This window comes from Macrococcoides bohemicum (genome assembly GCF_003259675.1).
Lineage (GTDB): Bacteria > Bacillota > Bacilli > Staphylococcales > Staphylococcaceae > Macrococcoides > Macrococcoides bohemicum.
Genome location: NZ_PZJG01000004.1, coordinates 72418 through 92012, shown reverse-complemented (window position 1 = coordinate 92012; position 19595 = coordinate 72418). Strand labels below are relative to the sequence as shown.

The window sequence follows — 19595 nt, the reverse complement described above, 5'->3', positions numbered from 1 at the left end:
TTATTGCACAGCGATAGCGTTGTCCTGAACTGCCATCGGATTTTCTTTGTTGATATAGTCATAGAACATTATACCGTTTAAATGGTCAATTTCATGTTGAGCAACAATCGCAGCAAAATCTTTTAGACGTAATTTTACTTCGCTGCCATCAGGTTTAAATGCTTTAACAGTAATACGAGCATATCTATGAACTAAACCTGGAATGTTTTCGTCGACGCTAAGGCAACCCTCTCCAGTAGGTAAATAAGCTTTTTCAACACTGTGACTGATAATCTTTGGATTAATCAATTGATGTTCAACGTACTTTTCAGTTTTTTCATCATAAAAATAAATAACAAGCATACGTTTATTATGATTAAGCTGAGGCGCAGCTATACCAACACCGCTACGCAATTTATATTTTTTTGAGAGTTCTTCATCCTGACTCATTTTTAGAAATTCTAGCATATCATCGATTAATTTTTGGTTCTCATTCGATAATGGTAGTTCAACTTCCTGTGCTTTTTCTCGCAAAGTTGGATGGCCATCTCGAATGATGTCGTTCATTGTTAGCATCGTAACATCTCCTCACTTTATTATTATAAAATATATCAGATAATCAGAGGAAATGCATTATATACATTGAAATAATATGTAAAAAAATATAACATTATAAGCAAATAAGAGGAGGCAATGTTAATGAAGTGTTTAAAAGGTTTTATATTAGTATTCTTTGTTGTAATACTTGCAGCATGTACGAACAAAACAGCAAACTTAGAAGCTTTTTATCAAAAAATTGATGAAGCAAATACTAAAGAGCAGCAAATAGTTAGTGTCAGTGAAAAATTAGAGAAATTAGAAAATAATAAATTACAGCTATTTAATAAGGTGAATAAAGCGAAATCAGGTGAGATGACTGGCCTTGCAGATCAACTGACAAAAAATACGTCAGAACGTAAAGCAATCGCTAAAAAAGAAGCAGAAATTATGAAGAAATCTAAAGAAATTTTTGATAAATCAAAGAAAGATGCAAAAGCAATTGAAGATAAAACGCAAAAGCAACAGGTTGAGAAGTTAGTTGGTACTTTAGACGAGAAATATGCTAAACACTCAGACTTAATGACTTCATATCAAAATATCCTTAATAAAGAGAATGAATTATTTCAATATTTAAAAAAAGATACATTAGATAAAAACGTGGTTAATGAAAAAATCAATGTTATTTCTAAATTATATAAACAGTTTCAGACAAAGACAGATGATTATACTAAGATAACGCGAGTTGTTGAACAAAATAAAAAGCTAATTGTAGAAACATTGAATAAAAACTAATTATTGTGACAAAACTGTTAAAATGAAAGCGTTTACTGATATATAACAGTGAAAATATTGTGGTAATACAGTGCCGACAACCATTGTTGTGACGCTGTTTTTTCTTTTATATCTTTTTCTTTATCTGTAGCACACAAATATGCTATGATAGATTATGTAATTAAAACATAAATGAAAGGTTTGGTGAAAAGAATGGCTCTTAAGAAAAAAGCCCCATTCGACGCTGTTTCAAATTTACGTGAAATCGAAGAAAAATTTGAAGTAGTTCAAGTATTAGATTTAGACGGAAATGTAGTTAATGATGCATATATGCCTGAATTAACGGACGAACAATTAGTAGAATTAATGGAAAGAATGGTCTGGACACGTGTGTTAGATCAACGTTCTATCTCATTAAACAGACAAGGCCGTTTAGGATTCTATGCACCGACAGCTGGTCAGGAAGCTTCTCAATTAGCATCTCATTATGCTCTTGAAAAAGATGACTTTATTTTACCAGGATATCGTGATGTTCCTCAATTAATCTGGCAAGGTCTACCATTAACAAAAGCATTTTTATGGTCAAGAGGTCATTATTTAGGTTCTCAAATGCCAGAAGGAATGAATGCATTATCACCTCAAATCATTATCGGTGCGCAATACGTTCAAACAGCTGGTGTAGCGTTAGGACTTAAAAAACGTGGTACTCAATCCGTTGCGATTACATATACTGGAGACGGTGGTACTTCACAAGGTGATTTCTATGAAGGTATTAACTTTGCGTCTGCATACAAAGCACCTGCAATTTTTGTAATCCAAAATAATAACTATGCAATCTCTACACCGCGTAGTAAACAAACTGCCGCTAAAACATTAGCTCAAAAAGCAGTTGCAGCAGGTATTCCAGGTATCGTTGTTGATGGTATGGATGCATTAGCTGTTTACTTTGCAACAAAAGAAGCACGTGACAGAGCAATTGCTGGTGAAGGTCCTACATTAATCGAGACAATCACATATAGATATGGTCCACATACAATGGCTGGGGATGACCCAACACGTTACAGAACTTCAGATGAAGATGCTGAATGGGTTAAGAAAGATCCATTAGTTCGATTCCGTAAATTCCTGGAAAACAAAGGATTATGGACTGAAGATAAAGAAAACGAAATTATTGAAAAAGCTAAAGAAGATATTAAAAATGCGATTAAAGAAGCAGATGCAACTCCTAAACAAACTGTATCTCAATTAATCGAATTAATGTATACAGAGGAAATGCCTTTCCATTTAAAAGAGCAATATGAAATTTATAAAGAGAAGGAGTCGAAGTAAGTCATGGCACAATTAACGATGATCCAAGCAATAACAAATGCACTTCAAACTGAACTTAAAAATGACGAAAACGTTTTAGTATTCGGAGAAGACGTTGGTGTCAACGGTGGTGTGTTCCGTGCGACTGAAGGACTTCAAAAAGAATTCGGTGAAGATCGTGTATTCGATACTCCACTTGCAGAATCAGGTATCGGTGGTTTAGCAGTAGGTTTAACTTTAACTGGATTCCGTCCGGTAATGGAAATTCAATTCTTCGGATTTGTATTCGAAGTATTTGATTCATTAGCAGCACAATTATCACGTCAAAGTTTCCGTTCTGGTGGAACGAAATCTGCACCAGTTGTTATCCGTTCACCATTCGGTGGTGGCGTTCACACACCTGAATTACACGCAGATAACTTAGAAGGTTTAGTAGCTCAAACGCCAGGTTTAAAAGTGGTAATTCCATCAAGCCCTTATGATGCAAAAGGATTATTAATTTCTGCTATTCGTGATAATGATCCAGTTGTATTCTTAGAACATATGAAATTATACCGTTCATTCCGTGAAGAAGTGCCAGAAGAAGAGTACACAATTGAAATCGGTAAAGCAGCAGTGAAACAAGAAGGTACTGACTTATCTATCATTACTTATGGTGCAATGGTTCAGGAATCATTGAAAGCTGCTGAAGAGTTAGCAAAAGACGGTCACTCAATTGAAGTAATCGACTTACGTACTGTTCAACCATTAGATATCGAAACGATTATTGCATCAGTTGAAAAAACTGGACGTGTTGTAGTGGTTCAGGAAGCTCAAAAACAAGCTGGTGTTGGTGCAACTGTAGTATCTGAAATTTCAGAACGTGCGATTTTATCATTAGAAGCTCCAATTGCACGTGTAGCAGCTGTTGATACAGCATATCCATACACGCAAGCTGAGAATGTCTGGTTACCTAACAAAGAAGACATCATTGAAGCAGCTAAAAAGACTTTAGAATTCTAATTTGAGTTTTAAAATCGAGTAATAAGGTAATGTGAAAAGTAACATTGTTTTAACTATGTTACTTTTCATCATGTAATAAAATGAATTTTATAATTATAAAATTAATTCTTAGGAGGAATTTATTGTGGCATTTGAATTTAAATTACCCGCTCTTGGTGAGGGGATTTTTGAAGGTGAAATCGTTAAGTGGTTCGTTAAAGCTGGCGATAACATCGCAGAAGACGATATTTTATGTGAAGTACAGAATGATAAATCAGTAGTAGAAATTCCATCTCCAGTAACAGGAACAATCAATACGATCGTTGCTGAAGAAGGAACAGTAGCTAACTTAGGAGACGTAATCGTAACAATTGATTCTGATGATGCACATGCACAAGAATCAGCTTCTGAATCAAAAGAAGAAGCACCGGCTACAGAAGAAAAAGCTACAGAAGAAGTTAAAGAAGAAAAACCTGCACAAGCACCTGCACAAAATGTTGAAGTTGATGAAAATCGTCGAGTAATCGCTATGCCATCAGTACGTAAATTTGCACGTGAACAAGGTGTAAATATTAAAGCGGTTACTGGTACTGGTAAAAATGGTCGTGTAATTAAAGATGATATCACTGCTTACTTAAATGGTGGCGGTAATACTCAAGCTACAGAAGCACCAAAAGCTGATGCGCCAGCAGCATCAACTGAAAAGGCTGCACCACAACCAATCGCAGCACCTGAAGGTGAATTCCCTGAAACACGTGAAAAAATTCCTGCAATGCGTAAAGCAATCGCTAAAGCGATGGTTAACTCAAAACACACTGCTCCACACGTTACATTAATGGATGAAGTAGAAGTACAGGCATTATGGGATCACCGTAAGAAATTTAAAGAAGTTGCAGCAGAACAAGGTACGAAATTAACATTCTTACCATATGTTGTTAAAGCGTTAGTATCGGCACTTAAAGCATATCCTGCATTAAATACTTCTTTAGATGACGCTACAGAAGAAGTGGTACACAAACATTACTACAATATCGGTATTGCAGCTGATACTGAACGTGGATTATTAGTTCCTGTCGTTAAAAATGCTGATCGTAAATCAATCTTCGCTATTTCTGATGAAATTAACGAATTGGCTGTAAAAGCTCGTGATGGAAAACTTTCTCCTAGCGAAATGCAGGGTGCATCATGTACAATTAGTAATATAGGTTCAGCTGGTGGACAATGGTTCACTCCAGTAATCAATCACCCAGAGGTTGCTATCTTAGGTATTGGTCGAATTGCTCAAAAAGCAATCGTTAAAGATGGAGAAATCGTTGCAGCACCAGTATTAGCATTATCATTAAGTTTTGACCACCGTCAAATTGATGGTGCAACTGGACAAAATGCTATGAATCATATTAAACGTTTATTAAATAATCCAGAATTATTATTAATGGAGGGGTAAGCACATGGTAGTTGGAGATTTTCCTATTGAAACAGATACTATTGTAATCGGAGCAGGTCCTGGAGGATATGTTGCAGCAATTCGTGCAGCTCAATTAGGACAAAAAGTAACAATCGTTGAAAAAGGTAGTTTAGGTGGCGTTTGTTTAAACGTCGGTTGTATTCCTTCAAAAGCTTTATTATCAGCATCTCATAAATATGAAACTGTTGTTCATTCTGAAGATTTCGGAATTAAAGCTGAAAACGTTACTGTTGATTTTTCTAAAGTGCAAGAATTCAAAGGCAGCGTTGTTAAGAAATTAACTGGCGGTGTTGGTGCATTATTAAAAGGTAACAAAGTTGAAATCGTTGAAGGTGAAGCTTATTTCGTTGATCAAAACAACTTAAAAGTTATGACTGAAAAAGCATCTCAAACTTATACTTTCAAACATGCAATTATCGCTACAGGTTCACGTCCAATTGAAATTCCTAATTTCAAATTCAACAAACGTGTAATCGATTCAACAGGTGCATTAGCATTAACTGAAATTCCAAAAAGCTTAGTCGTAGTTGGTGGTGGATATATCGGTTCTGAATTAGGAACTGCTTACGCTAACTTCGGTACTAAAGTTACAATTCTAGAAGGCGCGAAAGATATTTTAGGCGGATTCGAAAAACAAATGACACAAGTAGTTAAAAAAGGTCTTAAAGCTAAAGGTGTAGACATTGTTACTGAAGCGATGGCTAAATCAGCTGAAGAGAGCGAAACTGGTGTTAAGGTAACTTATGAAGCTAAAGGTGAAACTCAAACAATTGAAGCAGATTACTGTTTAGTAACTGTTGGTCGTCGTCCTAATACTGAAGAAATCGGTTTAGAGTCATTAGGCGTTAAGATGACTGAACGTGGTTTAGTAGAAGTAAATGAAGAAGGACGCACTTCAGTAGACAATATCTTTGCAATTGGTGATATCGTTGCTGGACCTCCATTAGCACATAAAGCATCATACGAAGGAAAAGTTGCAGCTGAAGTTATCTCTGGTGAAAAATCAGAAGTTGACTATCTTGCAATCCCTGCAGTATGTTTCACTGAGCCTGAATTAGCTACAGTTGGTTACACTGAAGCGATGGCGAAAGAAGAAGGATTAGAATATAAAGCTTCTAAATTCCCTTATGCAGCAAATGGTCGTGCTTTATCTATCGGCGAAACTGACGGATTCTTAAAATTAATCACATTAAAAGAAGACGGATTATTAATCGGTGCTCAAATCGCTGGTTCTGGTGCATCTGATATGATCGCTGAATTAGGATTAGCAATTGAAACTGGTATGACAGCTGAAGATATCGCATTAACAATTCATGCGCATCCAACTTTAGGTGAAATTACAATGGAAGCAGCAGAAGTAGCTTTAGGTAATCCAATTCATACTATGTAATTTATTTTTACAAAATATTAAGCACTATTCAGAGATGAATAGTGCTTTTTTTAACGGAGGAAGCAAATGAGCTATAGTTATCCAATTAATCCGGAATGGACACAGGAAGAAATCATTGATGTTGTTAATTTTTTAGCACTTATTGAAGATGCTTATGAATCTAAAGTAAACACTGAGGATTATGCTGCAGTATATAAAGCATTTAAAAGAATCGCACCAATGAAATCAGATGAAAATAAAATTTATAAAGAATTTAAGGAAGTTTCTGACTATGACGGATATGTTGTAACGAAACGCTTTAAAGAAGCACAAACTGCGAACGAAAAAACTTTTAAAGTGTAGTTTTGAATTAAAAATTTAGTATTACTGTTGTTTTAAACCTTTTTTTCTGCTATATTTAAAACGTTATTAAACAAATTGTTTACAATTATTAAACTAAGGTGTGAATACATGGATATAGGGAAAAAAATAAAAGATTTACGACGTCAAAAGAATTTAACGCAAGAAGAACTAGGGGAAAGAACGGATTTATCAAAAGGATATATTTCTCAACTTGAACGTAATTTATGTTCACCGTCTATGGAGACATTCTTTAATATACTAGAAGTTTTAGGATCAGAACCATCAGACTTCTTTAATGAGAAGATGCATGAGCAGCGCATTTATTACCCTAAATCTGAACAGACAATATATGATGAATATGATAATGGCTATTTAATTCAGTGGTTGGTTCCGGATTCAAACGAATTTGATATGGAGCCTGTTATTATTACATTAAGACCAGATTCTGAATATAAAAAGTTTGAACCGAGTCTTTCTGACAGCTTTATTTATGTATTAGATGGTACAGCAAGTATAAGAATTGGTAGAAAAGAATATACAGCACGTCGTGGGGAATCATTTTATTTTAAAGCAAATGAATCACATCAATTATTTAACAAATATAAAAAAGATGCACGTGTATTAATCGTCGCAACTGAATCATATTTATAGGAGAGTGTCATGAAAGATTTTATACAATTTAACAATGTGTCTAAATCATATGGCGAAAACAAAGTTCTGGATAATATTAATTTTGAAATTGAAGAGGGTAAATTCTACACTTTACTTGGACCCTCTGGTTGTGGAAAAACAACAATTTTACGCTTGATTGCTGGTTTTGAAAAGGCTACGACGGGTGACATATATTTTGAAGGTAAACGTATTAATGATATTCCTGCGAATAAACGACGCGTTAATACAGTGTTTCAGGATTATGCATTATTCCCACATTTAAATGTATTTGAAAATGTAGCATATGGTTTACGCATCAAAAAAGTAAATAATAATGAAGTGCAAACCCGCGTAATGGATGCTTTAAAGTTAGTAAAACTTGATGGTTTTGAAAATCGTGAAATAAAAGATATGAGTGGTGGACAACGTCAACGTGTTGCTATTGCACGCGCTATCGTCAATGAACCGGAAATTATCTTACTTGATGAACCATTATCAGCACTTGATCTAAAACTCAGAACAGAGATGCAGTATGAATTACGCGAAATACAGCAACGTTTAGGTAAGACATTTATTTTCGTTACACATGATCAGGAAGAAGCACTAGCAATGAGTGATTATATCTTCGTTATGAACAAAGGTAGAATTGAGCAAAGTGGCACACCAACTGATATTTATGACGAACCAGTTAATCGATATGTTGCAGATTTTATAGGAGAATCTAATATCGTTTCTGGTGTGATGAAACGCGATTTTGTTGTTGAAATGTATGACAATGAATATGCTTGTGTAGATAAAGGGTTTAAAGCAAATGCTAAGGTCGACGTTGTCATTCGCCCTGAAGATATTGAAATAACTACTACTCATGCTGGTAAAGTTAAAGCAGTTGTAGATTCACAATTATTCCGTGGTGTACATTATGAAATTTGCTGTTTTGACGAGGCTGGTAATGAGTGGATTATTCAATCAACGAAAAGGGCCACACCTGGAGAACATGTTGGTCTAACATTTGATGAGGAAGCTATTCATATTATGCTACCTGGAGAAACTGAAGAAGAATTTGATGCACGTATTGAGTCATACGAGGTGTAATATGGAAAAAGCAAAAAAATATTTTCTAATTCCCTATTTAATCTGGATTGTTATATTTATCATTGCACCGTTAGTGATGATATTCTATACAAGTTTCACAAACAACAGTGGTCATTTTACATTAGAAAATTATAAAGATTTCTTTACGATGTCATATTTTAAAATGACAATCAGTTCAATTTGGTATGCAGTAATAATCACATTGTTGTGCTTAATCATATCTTATCCCATAGCAATGGTTTTACGTACCGCTGAAAATAAGCAGTTCTGGCTACTTATTATCATTCTGCCGACATGGATAAATCTTTTATTAAAAACCTATGCATTTATCGGTATTTTTAGTAAACAAGGTACTATAAACGATTTATTGAACTGGATGCATCTACCTGCTACTAGTTTATTATTTACAAACACGGCATTTATCTTTGTATCGGTGTATATTTATATTCCTTTCATGATTTTACCGATATTTAATAGCATGAACGCAATTCCGGAAAACTTATTACAGGCTTCACGTGATTTAGGTGCGAATGAAATAACAACTTTTAGAAAAGTTATTATGCCTTTATCATGGGAAGGCGTTAAAACAGGTATTCAAGTGACATTTATTCCTGCATTAAGTTTATTCATGATTACGCGTCTTATTGCAGGCAACAAAGTTGTTAACTTAGGTACAGCGATTGAAGAACAATTTCTTGTCACACAAAACTACGGAATGGGTTCTACAATAGCAGTATTCTTAATTTTAGCAATGGCGTTAGTGATGATTATTACGAAGTCGAAAGATGGAAGTGAGGGTGTCAAATGAAACTAAGATCTAAAATATTTTTAGCATTTGCATTATTCATTTTATACTTTCCAATATTCTACCTCATGTTTTATTCTTTCAACTCAGCAGGAAATATGAATCACTTTAAATCATTTACATTGGATCATTATGCAGCAGTTTTTCAAAATAAACGGTTGATGGTCATCATTGTCAATACACTAGCTGTTGCATTAATTGCAGCAAGTATTTCTACAGTGATCGGTATTTGTGGTGCTTTGGGAATACACTACTTGAGAAACAAGAAAATAAAGGTTGGTTTACTGACACTAAATAATATATTGATGGTAAGTAGTGATGTCGTTATCGGTTCATCATTCCTGATTCTTTTTACTGTCATCGGGCACTATACTGGTATGGGATTAGGATTTTGGTCTGTATTGATTTCGCATATTGCATTTTGTGTGCCGATTGTCGTACTACTGGTATTACCGAAGTTATACGATATGAATCAATCGCTTATCAATGCAAGTTATGATTTAGGTGCAAGTACTTACCAGACGATTTCAAAGGTTGTCATTCCGCATATATTACCTGGCGCTATTGCTGGTTTCTTTATGGCATTAACTTATAGTCTTGATGACTTTACAGTAAGCTTCTTTGTAACTGGTAATGGATTTAGTGTGTTATCCGTTGAAATTTACTCAATGGCGAGAAAAGGTATTTCTATGGAAATCAATGCGATTAGTACATTACTATTCATAATTGTCATGACAATTATTTTAATCTATTACTATATCTCAAATAAACAAGATAAAAGAAGAAAAGTGAAAGCAGGTGTTGTGAAATGAAGCAATTAATGCAGTTAATTTTTATATCACTAGCAGTAGCTGTACTTTTACTTTTCTCAGCTAAATTTATCGATCCACCACCAAAAAGCGGTAAAGGTAATATACTTTATGTCTATAACTGGGGAGAATATATCGATCCTGCTTTACTTAAAAAGTTTGAAAAAGAGTACGGCATTCGCGTAATTTTAGAAACTTTCGATTCTAATGAATCAATGCTTGCAAAAATTAAAAATGGTGGTACACATTATGATATTGCAGTACCAAGTGAATATGCGATTCAGAAGATGAAAGAAGAGAAACTTCTTATTCCGATAGATCATAAGAAACTACCGAATCTAAAAAATATTAATCCGGATTTTATGAATCTTGATTTTGATAAAGGAAATAAATATTCGATCCCATATTTCTGGGGAACAGTAGGCGTTCTCTATAATCCTGATAAAACAAAAGACATTGACTTCTCAAGCTGGGAAAGTCTTTGGGATCCGCGTCTTAAAAATAACGTCCTTATTGTAGATGGTGCGCGTGAGGCACTTGGATTCTCACTAAACAGCATGGGTGAATCATTAAATGAAAAAGACCCAGAAAAACTTGATAAGGCAGAACAAAAGCTTGAAAAGTTAGGTCCGAATGTTAAAGGTGTCGTTGGTGATGAAATCAATACGATGATGGTTCAAAAGGAAGCGGACGTTGCAGTTGTTTGGAGTGGTATGGGTGCTGATATTATGACTGAAAATGAAAATTTAGATTTTGTAGTACCGAAAGAAGGATCGAATCTTTGGTTTGATAATATGGTCATTCCTAAAACAGCACAAAATGTTGATGGTGCGCATACATTTATTAACTTTTTATTAGATGCAAAAATTGGTAAGCAGAATACTGAATGGGTTGGTTATGCTACACCAAACACAGCAAGTTATAAATTACTTGATAAAGAAACGAGAGAAGATGAGCGCTTTTACCCAAGTAAAGCAGTACAGGAAAAACTTGAAGTATACGAAGATCTAGGATTTGAGAATATTAAGCGCTATAATGAACTATTTTTAAAATTTAAGATGAGTTTAAATTGATAAAAAGTAAGGTCATTGCCTTACTTTTTTATTTTATTTTTAAATTCTTGCATATATAGGTTATAGTAGGGTATAGAATATTTAAGTAAGGTAATAAGGAGATGAATATATGAGTCGTAGAGAATACACACAAACAGTTAAACCTGTAAGTCGCGTTCCGGAAAAAATCTTTGGTTGGTTAGCTTGGCTACCATTACTTGCACTATCAATCTTTGGTCTTTATCAATTATTAGTGAATGGTAATAATCCGGAGTTTGTGTCACAGTTAAAAGAAGCATTGAATAATGAATTAGGAAAAAATCCTGATTTGCAGAATTCATTAAATGAAGCAAATATGTCAGTTGATGAATTAGTTCCTTTAATGATTAAAAGTGTATGGGGCATTATAGCTTATACTATTTTACCGTTATTATTTGGTCTAATTGGATTACTTAAAATGAAAAAGCGTATTTTAGCGGGAGTTATGTTATTACTAGCAGGATTATTTACTGCACCATTATTCTTAACTATCGTATTAGGATTTATCCCTTTATTTTTCTTTATCGCAGCAATTTTATTGTTTGCGCGTAAAGATAAAGTAATTACTAATAATGATTATTATGAAGATCATCGTGAAGTAGAAACTGTTGAAAGAAAACGTAACGTTGCACCTGATTATGTGGAACGTGATGAAAATATCGAACGTGAACGTAATAACGAATACGTTTATGATGCAGATGTAACGAAAGAACGTAAAGTTAACTATAACAATCGTACAGTTGAAGCTGATCGTGATACTGTAATCGAGCAGAAAAATCATTCAAACGTTGATCATGATTTCAACGTTTCAAATGAGCGAAACACATTTGATAATAATCATGATGGTGACCGTGACCGAGTAACTTATGTAGATAAAACAAAAGATGCCGTTGACGAACGCCGTGATAATTATAATAATAATCGTAACCAATAAAAAACGCCCTAGGCGTTTTTTATTGATATAAAGGTAATAATTCAAAGTATGTTTTCTCAATTTCCTGAATAAATGCTTTATCCGATTTTAATGCAGCATCACCAGGATAAAATACTTTACCAAACATTAATTCACCTTTTTTGACATTGATAAGTCGATTGATATAAGCTTCGATATCATTCTGCTTTAAATCTTTAATGACATCATAATTTTCTTTCATATGATCGCCTTTAATGATATATTCATCACCTAATTCTTGAATTGTTTTGATTTGTTTCTTCCATTTTTTCGCCATACGTTCCTTATCAGGAGACTCATATATAACTCCGAATAATACAAATGCGTGACTGCCAAACAGTCCAATTTGGAAATGTGGCAACATTTTATAGCCCCGTTTATTCGTAGCAAAGGCAACCCATGTATCATTTGGGGGATTAGTCTTTCTGCGTAAATGTTTGGCAACGTGCGGATAGAAAGTTTCATCGGTATGTTCACTTAAATACGCACTAAAATGTTCTCCTAAAGCTTCTAACTTAGGTCGCGTCGTTTCTATCAATGCTTCCATACGTGGTGCAAGTCCATCAATATAAAAAACATCGAAATCTTTTTTTGTAAAAGTATATTTAACCATAGTAACCTCGCTTATTTTTAATTTGAATTCAATTGAATTATAATAATTATAACATTACATGAAAAAACATAATGATAAAACGTTTTTGCATATATTTATTCTTGTGTATAATATATTGAACAGGAGGTGTGCATATGGAACTTTATAATTTTTTAATTGATATCACATTGCAGGCTGGAGAAAATATCCGCAAGCAATTAAATGAACCACTTTTAATAGAAACAAAATCAAACCCAAATGACCTAGTAACAAATATGGATAAAGCAACAGAAAAATTCCTTTTTAATCGTATACAAATTAAATATCCGGACCATAGAATTATTGGTGAAGAAGGTAGTGGAAAAGATATAGATGATTTAAATGGTGTCATCTGGATTATAGACCCAATAGATGGGACTTTGAATTTTGTCCATCAACAAGAAAATTTTGCGATATCTATCGGAATATTTATTGATGGTGAAAAATATGCTGGTGTTGTCTATGATGTTATGAGAGATATATTATTTGAAGCACGTGCAGGACATGGTGCATACAAAAACGGTGTAAAGTTAGAAAATCTAACAGAAACACCACTCGCAACGTCTATTATTTCTATGAACCCAAATTGGTTAACGAAAGATTTTACGCGTGATATTTATATCCCGCTTGTCAGAGATTCACGCAGTGCAAGAAGTTATGGTTCTGCTGCATTAGATTTTGCTTATGTAGCATCAAACAAGATAAATGCATATATTACACTTCGACTACATCCATGGGATTTCGCTGGCGGATTAATTATTGTCGAAGAAGTTGGCGGTGTCGTTACTAACCAGTTAGGTGAAACGGTTAATCTATTAACTGCTAATTCAATCGTCGTAGCGAATAAAACACTACACGCTGAAATAATGAATGATTATCTTAATCCTTTTAAACTTGAATTAGAAAAAATACATCAAGGCAGATTTTCTAAAAGATAATTTGGTTTATTTGCTTCTTTTTGGATTTCGGAAAAAGTTTTTGTAATTGATAATTCGTAAAGAAATAATCAGAAAATCTTTGTATTTTCGCTTTAGTGATGGATTGATCGGGGTGTAATTGTATTAACGCATTCAAAGTATAGTTAAAAATTTCATCGATAGTATGTATCGTCTGACATTGACCGCAATATGCAAGTGATTTGTATTTTGAAATGTGATTTAATGCTTTACAATTTGGGCAGACGATGCCTGTACTATAAGCAGATTGTTTGATAATGATTGGCTCAATATGTGCACTTTTTAAGTACTCACTGTTCTGAGTGCTTTTTTTTTATTCATTTTGTTGATTTTTTTAATATATGGCATAATATCGTGTCTAAAAAGAAATGGATAGTGATCAGAATTGGAATCAAGTTCAAACGTTTCATCCATGCACACACATTTAATATATATTGGTAAATGTTTGTATTTAGTATCTAATATTGAATATATTGAATATTTTACGCAGTTTAACTGCAATATATCCAACTGCGGCTGTTCAGTAATGTAGTGCGCAAGAATGCCTTCGTTATTAACATAATGCGGTCCTGAATAATTGTTGAGTTTAAAAAGATAAATTGCAGATTCAGATACTAATATGACGTTAATTAATGCATCAACATGATAATCTGAATAATTAAATTGCCATATCATATCAAAACAATCGGTGTTTAAATGATTAAGAAAAGTTTCAAATTCAATTTCTAATCTTTCGGTATTACGCAGTAATGCTAATCTCTCTAACTGTTCTTCAGAAAATTCAATTCTTCCTTCTAAAGCTTCTAAATAAGCAAGATGTTTATTCTTTTGTCTTGGTTTTAATATCATGTTATCACCTCTATATAGAATCAATACAGTCATAATATAATAGACGATTGAATTGTGTGCAAATTGCAGCATTTCAATTTTTTAATAAATATTTGTTCAGAAAATTAATTTTGATTCGAAATATAAGAAAAACTGCAAAGATTACTTTGCAGTTTTACAAAATTACTATAACCAATCATTTTTTCGGTATTGACTTTTTAGTGTAAATCCATATCCAAACGTTACTGTGAATAAAATAATTGATAGGACGATTAATAAATAATTTAATTCAGCTAATCCGATGCTGAAAAGAATTAACATTAACACGGCAAAAATTGCTAACAAAAAAAATGGTAACTTACTTTTTTTCAAAAAAAAACACTCCTTAAATTTTGAATCTGGAATTTATCGATATATAATTAACCTATAATATGTTATAATATCACAGTTACATAATAAACTGTAGTTCGATTAAGGAGAAACAAATTAATGACAAATTTTAGAGAAGATGTTCGTAATATTGCAATTATCGCCCACGTTGACCACGGTAAAACTACCCTAGTTGATGAATTATTAAAACAATCAGGTACATTCCGTTCAAATGAACACGTTGAAGAACGTGCGATGGATTCGAATGATATCGAAAGAGAACGTGGTATCACGATCTTAGCAAAGAACACAGCAATCGATTATAAAGGAACGCGTATCAACATTCTGGATACACCAGGGCATGCTGACTTCGGTGGTGAAGTAGAGCGTATCATGAAAATGGTAGATGGTGTATGTTTGGTTGTAGATGCATACGAAGGAACTATGCCTCAAACACGTTTCGTATTAAAGAAAGCATTAGAACAAAATTTAAAACCTGTAGTGGTAGTAAATAAAATAGATAAACCTTCAGCAAGACCTGAAGAAGTTTTAGACGAAGTATATGATTTATTTATTGAATTAGAAGCAAATGATGAGCAGTTAGATTTCCCTGTAGTATATGCTTCAGCTATTAATGGTACTGCTAGTCTTGATGCGTCGACTCAAGATGAAAACATGCAAAGCTTATACGAAACGATTATCGATTATGTACCAGCACCAGTTGATAACCGTGACGAGCCATTACAATTCCAGGTCGCTTTATTAGATTACAATGACTATGTTGGTCGTATCGGTATTGGCCGAGTGTTCCGTGGAACGATGGAAGTAGGACAACAAGTTTCATTAATAAAGATTGACGGAACAATTAAAAATTTCCGTGTTACTAAAATCTTTGGTTTCTTCGGTTTAAAACGTGTTGAAGTTGAAAAAGCATATGCTGGTGATTTAATTGCCGTATCTGGTATGGAAGACATTAACGTAGGTGAAACTGTTACGCCTGTAGATACACCGGAAGCTTTACCGATATTACGTATCGATGAGCCTACATTACAAATGACTTTCTCAGTAAACAATTCTCCGTTTGCAGGTAAAGAAGGTAAATTTGTTACTGCGCGTAATATCCAAGATCGTTTAGAATCACAACTTGAGACAGACGTATCATTACGCGTTGAGTCTGTTGGTCCTGATAGCTGGACTGTTTCTGGTCGTGGTGAATTACATCTATCTATCTTAATTGAAAATATGCGTCGTGAAGGATTCGAATTACAAGTTTCTAAACCAGAAGTTATCGTAAAAGAAATTGATGGTAAGAAATATGAGCCATATGAACGCGTTCAAATTGATGTACCAGAAGAAAATACTGGATCAGTTATTGAATCTTTAGGAACACGAAAAGGTGAAATGGTTGATATGGTTAACAGTGGTAATGGTCAAACACGTTTAATCTTTAACGTACCTGCACGTGGATTAATCGGTTACCGTACTGAATTCATGTCAATGACACGTGGTTATGGGATTTTAAATCACACATTTGATGAATACCGTCCATTATTAAAAGGGCGTATCGGCGGACGTCGTAACGGCGTATTAGTTTCTATGGATAAAGGTGTAGCTTCAACATATGCTATCTTAGCTCTAGAAGATCGTGGTGTAAACTTTATGGAACCGGGTACTGAAGTATACGAAGGTATGATCGTTGGTGAAAACTCACGTGATAATGACTTAACAGTAAACATTACTAAAGTTAAAGCTGCAAACAATATCCGTAGTGCTACTAAAGAACAAACAACAACGATGAAAAAACCAAGAACTTTAACGTTAGAAGAAGCTTTAGAATATTTAAATGACGATGAATTAGTTGAAGTTACACCTGAATCAATTCGTTTAAGAAAGAAAACATTAGATAAATCTCAACGTGAAAGAGAGCAAAAGAAAGCAAAAGCAGCGATACAAGAGGAGGAGTAATCAATGAATTTTATGATCGGCAATGCGCAAGTCAGCGTAGATCCTGAACAAAGAATGTCATTTCTTGCTAAACTTTTTGCAGTTGATAAACATCCAGAGAGTGGAATGTGGTATTTACTGATTGCGATATTTATATTAAGTGCAATAGTTTATAATTTAGGATTTGCGAGAAAATTAAAACCTTGGCAAAATGTGGTCATATATATTTTATTATTCCTGGGTTGTATTATATTAAACTTCCTGGCAGTATTTTTACCTGTCGGTGAAAGTTTAATCATTGCAGCGATTGTACTTGGATTGTATCGATATCGATTGCATAAAGAGCGACAACAAAAAGAAGCTTAAGACGAATGTCTTGAGCTTCTTTTTGTGATAATAAATTTCGAATGATTATCTAAAAAAATTAAATTAACGCAATACCTGTAACGTGTTTCATGATTAATTTGAGTTCGTCGTTATATAAATAAGCATCAACCATGCCATCGTCGTATAAACGTTTACCGTCTTTAGAAAACTGGAAGTATAGTGTCTTCAATTCAGCTAAAGTAATTTGCACTTTAGTATCTTCATTCGATAATTCGACTTTTGTTGCATCGCTATCTGGTTCTGCATTAATAATAAATGAATGCATATTCATTAAGAAAGTACCTTCTAATAATGCTTGTTTCTTAAATTTCTTTTCAGAAACAAGTGTCGGAGGTTTTGAACCACCTTCTAATATTTCACGGTTCCATTCATAATTATCCTGGAAGCTTATTTTTTCTTCACCTGAAGATTCACCTTGCAAAAGCGCATCCATTTCAACTTTGCGATCATCAAAGATAAAAGTAGATGGATCTAATGTAATATTGAATTTTACTTTCCCTTTAATCTGTATAATCATACTATCACCCTTTCATATTTATAATACCATATTCTATTTAAGTAAATGCTTGATTTTTAAGGACTTGTCATATAGAATTTTAAAGTATAAGAATAATGAAATGAAGGTGTATGCTATGCGTGACCATTTAGATTACAAACAAAAGGCATATGACCAGCTCAATCAAGATGCAGAGAAAATTTTGCAGTTGATTAAAGTTCAAATGGACAATTTAACAATGCCACAATGTCCTCTTTATGAAGAGGTGTTAGATACACAAATGTTCGGTTTAAGTCGTGAAGTAGATTTTGCAACACGTATCGGATTAATTGAAAAAGATGAAGGCAAAAAGATTTTATCTGCTCTCGAGAAAGAACTTTCTAAATTACATGATGCCTTCACAAATGTCTAAAGTCTAGAGCGTTTGCTTTAGACTTAATTTTATTTCAGGAGCGGATTCTTTTGAAACACATAAGAAATTTTATCGAATACATAAAAGATTATACAAAGTACGTGGATTTCCCTCTACTATTGAGTTATGTTTCGCTCGTATTGATAGGTTTAGTGATGATTTACAGTGCGAGTATGGTCGCTGCAACGCGTGGGACGTTGACAGGTGGTATACCTAAATCACCAAATTATTTTTATATACGTCAATTAGTGACTATTATTTTAAGTTTTGGAATCGTCTTTTTTATGGCATATTTCATGTCCATAAAAATCATTAAAAATAAACGTGTCCAACAATTTTCGATCATTGCGATTATGATTCTATTACTTTTTACGCGTTTGTTTGGAATAGAAGTTAATGGTGCAAAAAGTTGGTTGCCTCTTGGTTTCATGCAGTTACAAACTTCTGAATTACTAAAAATTGTTGTAATTATTTATTTAGCCTATATCTATGATAAGAAAGAAAACCTGGAAAAGATGAGCTGGGATATTATAGCGCCACTTGTTCTGGTAGGTATATGTGCAGGGCTTGTAATTATTCAGAATGACTTTGGCTCAACGATGATAATATTAATGATTATCGGATGTATCTTTTTATATTCAGGTATCGCATTTCGTGCCATGATGATTATGGTTGGTTTAGTAAGTGGGGCTGTTGTACTTATTATGACCGGAATGTTTTTAATCACTGGGAAGCTATTAGCGACGCACCAACAACAACGTTTTGAAGTGCTTGCAAATCCTTTTAAAGATGAAGAAGGCGCAGGTTATCATTTATCTAACTCTTTAATGGCAATTGGTAATGGAGGGATATTTGGTAAAGGTTTAGGAAATGGTGTAATGAAGCTGGGGTATCTTCCTGAACCACACACAGACTTTATTTTTGCAGTTATTTCTGAAGAATTAGGGCTCGTTGGTGTTATTATCATTATTTCATTATTATTCTTTATCGTATATAAAGGATTTATGTATGCCGCACTTGCAGATACTGTTTTCTATAAGCTTATATGTGTTGGTGTAGCAAGTTATATCGGAATTCAGACTTTTATTAATCTTGGAGGTATATCTGGCTTAATTCCATTAACAGGTGTTCCTCTTCCATTTTTAAGCTATGGTGGATCAAGCTTGTTAAGCTTATCGATAGCGGTTGGATTACTATTAATGGCTGCAAAAGATGTGAAAAAGAAATCATTAGAATAATAAAATTTATTCTAAAAAATGAATACGTTTACAAGTATGCATGTGTCTTCTGACACATGCATTTTTGATTTTAATCACTGATGTAAAGACATTTCATGAGTATAACACATTATAATATTAGTATGACATAAATGAATATTTTATGTATAATATAACTT

The 19595-nt window shown here is 33.6% G+C and carries 22 protein-coding genes; 17 read left to right on the top strand and 5 right to left on the bottom strand.

The features are described from left to right. Positions 1-555 carry a peptide deformylase gene (gene def, locus BHX94_RS08055; RefSeq protein WP_096076897.1) on the bottom strand — a complete coding sequence of 185 codons (555 nt, stop codon included), beginning with the start codon at positions 553-555 and terminating at the stop codon, positions 1-3. Between the two features lie 123 nt (positions 556-678). On the opposite strand from def, the gene BHX94_RS08050 reads away from it, so the two are divergent. The 12 genes from BHX94_RS08050 (at position 679) to BHX94_RS07995 (ending at position 12158) form a co-directional block, all read left to right on the top strand. After that, positions 679-1311, top strand: coding sequence for a YkyA family protein (locus BHX94_RS08050; RefSeq protein ID WP_170120800.1), 633 nt, complete (start codon positions 679-681; stop codon positions 1309-1311). Positions 1312-1503: 192 nt separating this feature from the next. Continuing rightward, positions 1504-2619 (top strand): pyruvate dehydrogenase (acetyl-transferring) E1 component subunit alpha, encoded by a 1116-nt coding sequence (pdhA, locus tag BHX94_RS08045; RefSeq protein WP_096076895.1) that lies wholly within the window; start codon positions 1504-1506, stop codon positions 2617-2619. A gap of 3 nt (positions 2620-2622) precedes the next feature. Then, positions 2623-3600, top strand: a complete 978-nt coding sequence (locus BHX94_RS08040) for an alpha-ketoacid dehydrogenase subunit beta (RefSeq protein ID WP_111745712.1) — start codon at positions 2623-2625, stop codon at positions 3598-3600. 124 nt (positions 3601-3724) lie between these two features. Then, positions 3725-5023, top strand: coding sequence for a dihydrolipoamide acetyltransferase family protein (locus BHX94_RS08035; protein ID WP_111745710.1), 1299 nt, complete (start codon positions 3725-3727; stop codon positions 5021-5023). Positions 5024-5027: 4 nt separating this feature from the next. Beyond that, positions 5028-6434: a dihydrolipoyl dehydrogenase gene (lpdA, locus tag BHX94_RS08030; protein WP_111745708.1), complete on the top strand. Its 1407-nt coding sequence runs from the start codon at positions 5028-5030 to the stop codon at positions 6432-6434. A gap of 66 nt (positions 6435-6500) precedes the next feature. Further along, on the top strand, positions 6501-6776 hold the full coding sequence (locus BHX94_RS08025) for a UPF0223 family protein (RefSeq protein WP_111745707.1): 276 nt from the start codon (positions 6501-6503) through the stop codon (positions 6774-6776). Between the two features lie 108 nt (positions 6777-6884). Continuing rightward, positions 6885-7427 (top strand): helix-turn-helix domain-containing protein, encoded by a 543-nt coding sequence (locus BHX94_RS08020; RefSeq protein ID WP_096076890.1) that lies wholly within the window; start codon positions 6885-6887, stop codon positions 7425-7427. 9 nt (positions 7428-7436) lie between these two features. Beyond that, positions 7437-8519 carry an ABC transporter ATP-binding protein gene (locus tag BHX94_RS08015; protein WP_111745705.1) on the top strand — a complete coding sequence of 361 codons (1083 nt, stop codon included), beginning with the start codon at positions 7437-7439 and terminating at the stop codon, positions 8517-8519. Between the two features lies 1 nt (position 8520). Continuing rightward, a complete protein-coding gene (locus tag BHX94_RS08010; RefSeq protein ID WP_111745703.1) occupies positions 8521-9327 on the top strand; it encodes an ABC transporter permease in 807 nt (268 codons plus the stop codon). Next, positions 9324-10136 (top strand): ABC transporter permease, encoded by an 813-nt coding sequence (locus tag BHX94_RS08005; RefSeq protein WP_111745701.1) that lies wholly within the window; start codon positions 9324-9326, stop codon positions 10134-10136. Before BHX94_RS08010 ends, BHX94_RS08005 begins: the two co-directional genes overlap by 4 nt. Further along, complete coding sequence (locus tag BHX94_RS08000) at positions 10133-11206, top strand: ABC transporter substrate-binding protein (RefSeq protein WP_111745699.1); 1074 nt, start codon at positions 10133-10135, stop codon at positions 11204-11206. Before BHX94_RS08005 ends, BHX94_RS08000 begins: the two co-directional genes overlap by 4 nt. 109 nt (positions 11207-11315) lie before the next feature. Next, positions 11316-12158 (top strand): DUF4064 domain-containing protein, encoded by an 843-nt coding sequence (locus BHX94_RS07995; protein WP_111745697.1) that lies wholly within the window; start codon positions 11316-11318, stop codon positions 12156-12158. Positions 12159-12177: 19 nt separating this feature from the next. Here the strand turns inward: BHX94_RS07995 and BHX94_RS07990 are convergent, their stop codons facing one another. Next, the gene (locus BHX94_RS07990; RefSeq protein ID WP_111745695.1) at positions 12178-12789 is read right to left on the bottom strand and encodes a YktB family protein; all 612 of its coding nucleotides are present in this window, start codon (positions 12787-12789) and stop codon (positions 12178-12180) included. Between the two features lie 134 nt (positions 12790-12923). On the opposite strand from BHX94_RS07990, the gene BHX94_RS07985 reads away from it, so the two are divergent. Then, positions 12924-13745, top strand: coding sequence for an inositol monophosphatase family protein (locus BHX94_RS07985; RefSeq protein WP_111745693.1), 822 nt, complete (start codon positions 12924-12926; stop codon positions 13743-13745). Between the two features lie 300 nt (positions 13746-14045). On the opposite strand, the gene BHX94_RS07980 is transcribed toward BHX94_RS07985, so the two are convergent. Then, entirely contained in the window at positions 14046-14612 is a 567-nt protein-coding gene (locus tag BHX94_RS07980) for a hypothetical protein (protein WP_111745691.1), read from the bottom strand. A gap of 165 nt (positions 14613-14777) precedes the next feature. Then, entirely contained in the window at positions 14778-14963 is a 186-nt protein-coding gene (locus BHX94_RS07975) for a DUF5325 family protein (protein ID WP_111745689.1), read from the bottom strand. Positions 14964-15080: 117 nt separating this feature from the next. Between BHX94_RS07975 and typA the strand changes: the two genes are divergently transcribed. Together typA and BHX94_RS07965 are read left to right on the top strand one after the other, a co-directional pair. Continuing rightward, positions 15081-16925: a translational GTPase TypA gene (gene typA, locus BHX94_RS07970; RefSeq protein ID WP_111745687.1), complete on the top strand. Its 1845-nt coding sequence runs from the start codon at positions 15081-15083 to the stop codon at positions 16923-16925. A gap of 3 nt (positions 16926-16928) precedes the next feature. Then, positions 16929-17270 carry a YlaH-like family protein gene (locus tag BHX94_RS07965; RefSeq protein ID WP_111745685.1) on the top strand — a complete coding sequence of 114 codons (342 nt, stop codon included), beginning with the start codon at positions 16929-16931 and terminating at the stop codon, positions 17268-17270. 58 nt (positions 17271-17328) lie between these two features. Here BHX94_RS07965 and BHX94_RS07960 read toward each other — a convergent pair whose 3' ends face one another. Next, on the bottom strand, positions 17329-17805 hold the full coding sequence (locus BHX94_RS07960) for a hypothetical protein (protein ID WP_170120810.1): 477 nt from the start codon (positions 17803-17805) through the stop codon (positions 17329-17331). 118 nt (positions 17806-17923) lie between these two features. Here BHX94_RS07960 and BHX94_RS07955 point away from each other — a divergent pair, with 118 nt between their 5' ends. Then, positions 17924-18199 carry an Fpa/YlaN family protein gene (locus BHX94_RS07955; RefSeq protein WP_096076877.1) on the top strand — a complete coding sequence of 92 codons (276 nt, stop codon included), beginning with the start codon at positions 17924-17926 and terminating at the stop codon, positions 18197-18199. A gap of 50 nt (positions 18200-18249) precedes the next feature. Then, positions 18250-19437, top strand: coding sequence for an FtsW/RodA/SpoVE family cell cycle protein (locus BHX94_RS07950; RefSeq protein ID WP_111745682.1), 1188 nt, complete (start codon positions 18250-18252; stop codon positions 19435-19437). Positions 19438-19595: the final 158 nt, after the last annotated feature.

What these genes read in the sequence shown, in the direction of transcription:
- BHX94_RS08005 (WP_111745701.1), top strand. Translation starts at nt 9,324, where the DNA reads ATGAAACTAAGATCTAAAATATTTTTAGCATTTGCATTATTCATTTTA.
- BHX94_RS08015 (WP_111745705.1), top strand. Translation starts at nt 7,437, where the DNA reads ATGAAAGATTTTATACAATTTAACAATGTGTCTAAATCATATGGCGAA.
- BHX94_RS07965 (WP_111745685.1), top strand. Translation starts at nt 16,929, where the DNA reads ATGAATTTTATGATCGGCAATGCGCAAGTCAGCGTAGATCCTGAACAA.
- BHX94_RS08040 (WP_111745712.1), top strand. Translation starts at nt 2,623, where the DNA reads ATGGCACAATTAACGATGATCCAAGCAATAACAAATGCACTTCAAACT.
- lpdA (WP_111745708.1), top strand. Translation starts at nt 5,028, where the DNA reads ATGGTAGTTGGAGATTTTCCTATTGAAACAGATACTATTGTAATCGGA.
- BHX94_RS08020 (WP_096076890.1), top strand. Translation starts at nt 6,885, where the DNA reads ATGGATATAGGGAAAAAAATAAAAGATTTACGACGTCAAAAGAATTTA.
- BHX94_RS08010 (WP_111745703.1), top strand. Translation starts at nt 8,521, where the DNA reads ATGGAAAAAGCAAAAAAATATTTTCTAATTCCCTATTTAATCTGGATT.
- BHX94_RS07990 (WP_111745695.1), bottom strand. Translation starts at nt 12,789, where the DNA reads ATGGTTAAATATACTTTTACAAAAAAAGATTTCGATGTTTTTTATATT.
- BHX94_RS07985 (WP_111745693.1), top strand. Translation starts at nt 12,924, where the DNA reads ATGGAACTTTATAATTTTTTAATTGATATCACATTGCAGGCTGGAGAA.
- def (WP_096076897.1), bottom strand. Translation starts at nt 555, where the DNA reads ATGCTAACAATGAACGACATCATTCGAGATGGCCATCCAACTTTGCGA.
- BHX94_RS08050 (WP_170120800.1), top strand. Translation starts at nt 679, where the DNA reads ATGAAGTGTTTAAAAGGTTTTATATTAGTATTCTTTGTTGTAATACTT.
- BHX94_RS07955 (WP_096076877.1), top strand. Translation starts at nt 17,924, where the DNA reads ATGCGTGACCATTTAGATTACAAACAAAAGGCATATGACCAGCTCAAT.
- BHX94_RS08025 (WP_111745707.1), top strand. Translation starts at nt 6,501, where the DNA reads ATGAGCTATAGTTATCCAATTAATCCGGAATGGACACAGGAAGAAATC.
- BHX94_RS08000 (WP_111745699.1), top strand. Translation starts at nt 10,133, where the DNA reads ATGAAGCAATTAATGCAGTTAATTTTTATATCACTAGCAGTAGCTGTA.
- pdhA (WP_096076895.1), top strand. Translation starts at nt 1,504, where the DNA reads ATGGCTCTTAAGAAAAAAGCCCCATTCGACGCTGTTTCAAATTTACGT.
- BHX94_RS07995 (WP_111745697.1), top strand. Translation starts at nt 11,316, where the DNA reads ATGAGTCGTAGAGAATACACACAAACAGTTAAACCTGTAAGTCGCGTT.
- BHX94_RS07980 (WP_111745691.1), bottom strand. Translation starts at nt 14,612, where the DNA reads ATGATATTAAAACCAAGACAAAAGAATAAACATCTTGCTTATTTAGAA.
- typA (WP_111745687.1), top strand. Translation starts at nt 15,081, where the DNA reads ATGACAAATTTTAGAGAAGATGTTCGTAATATTGCAATTATCGCCCAC.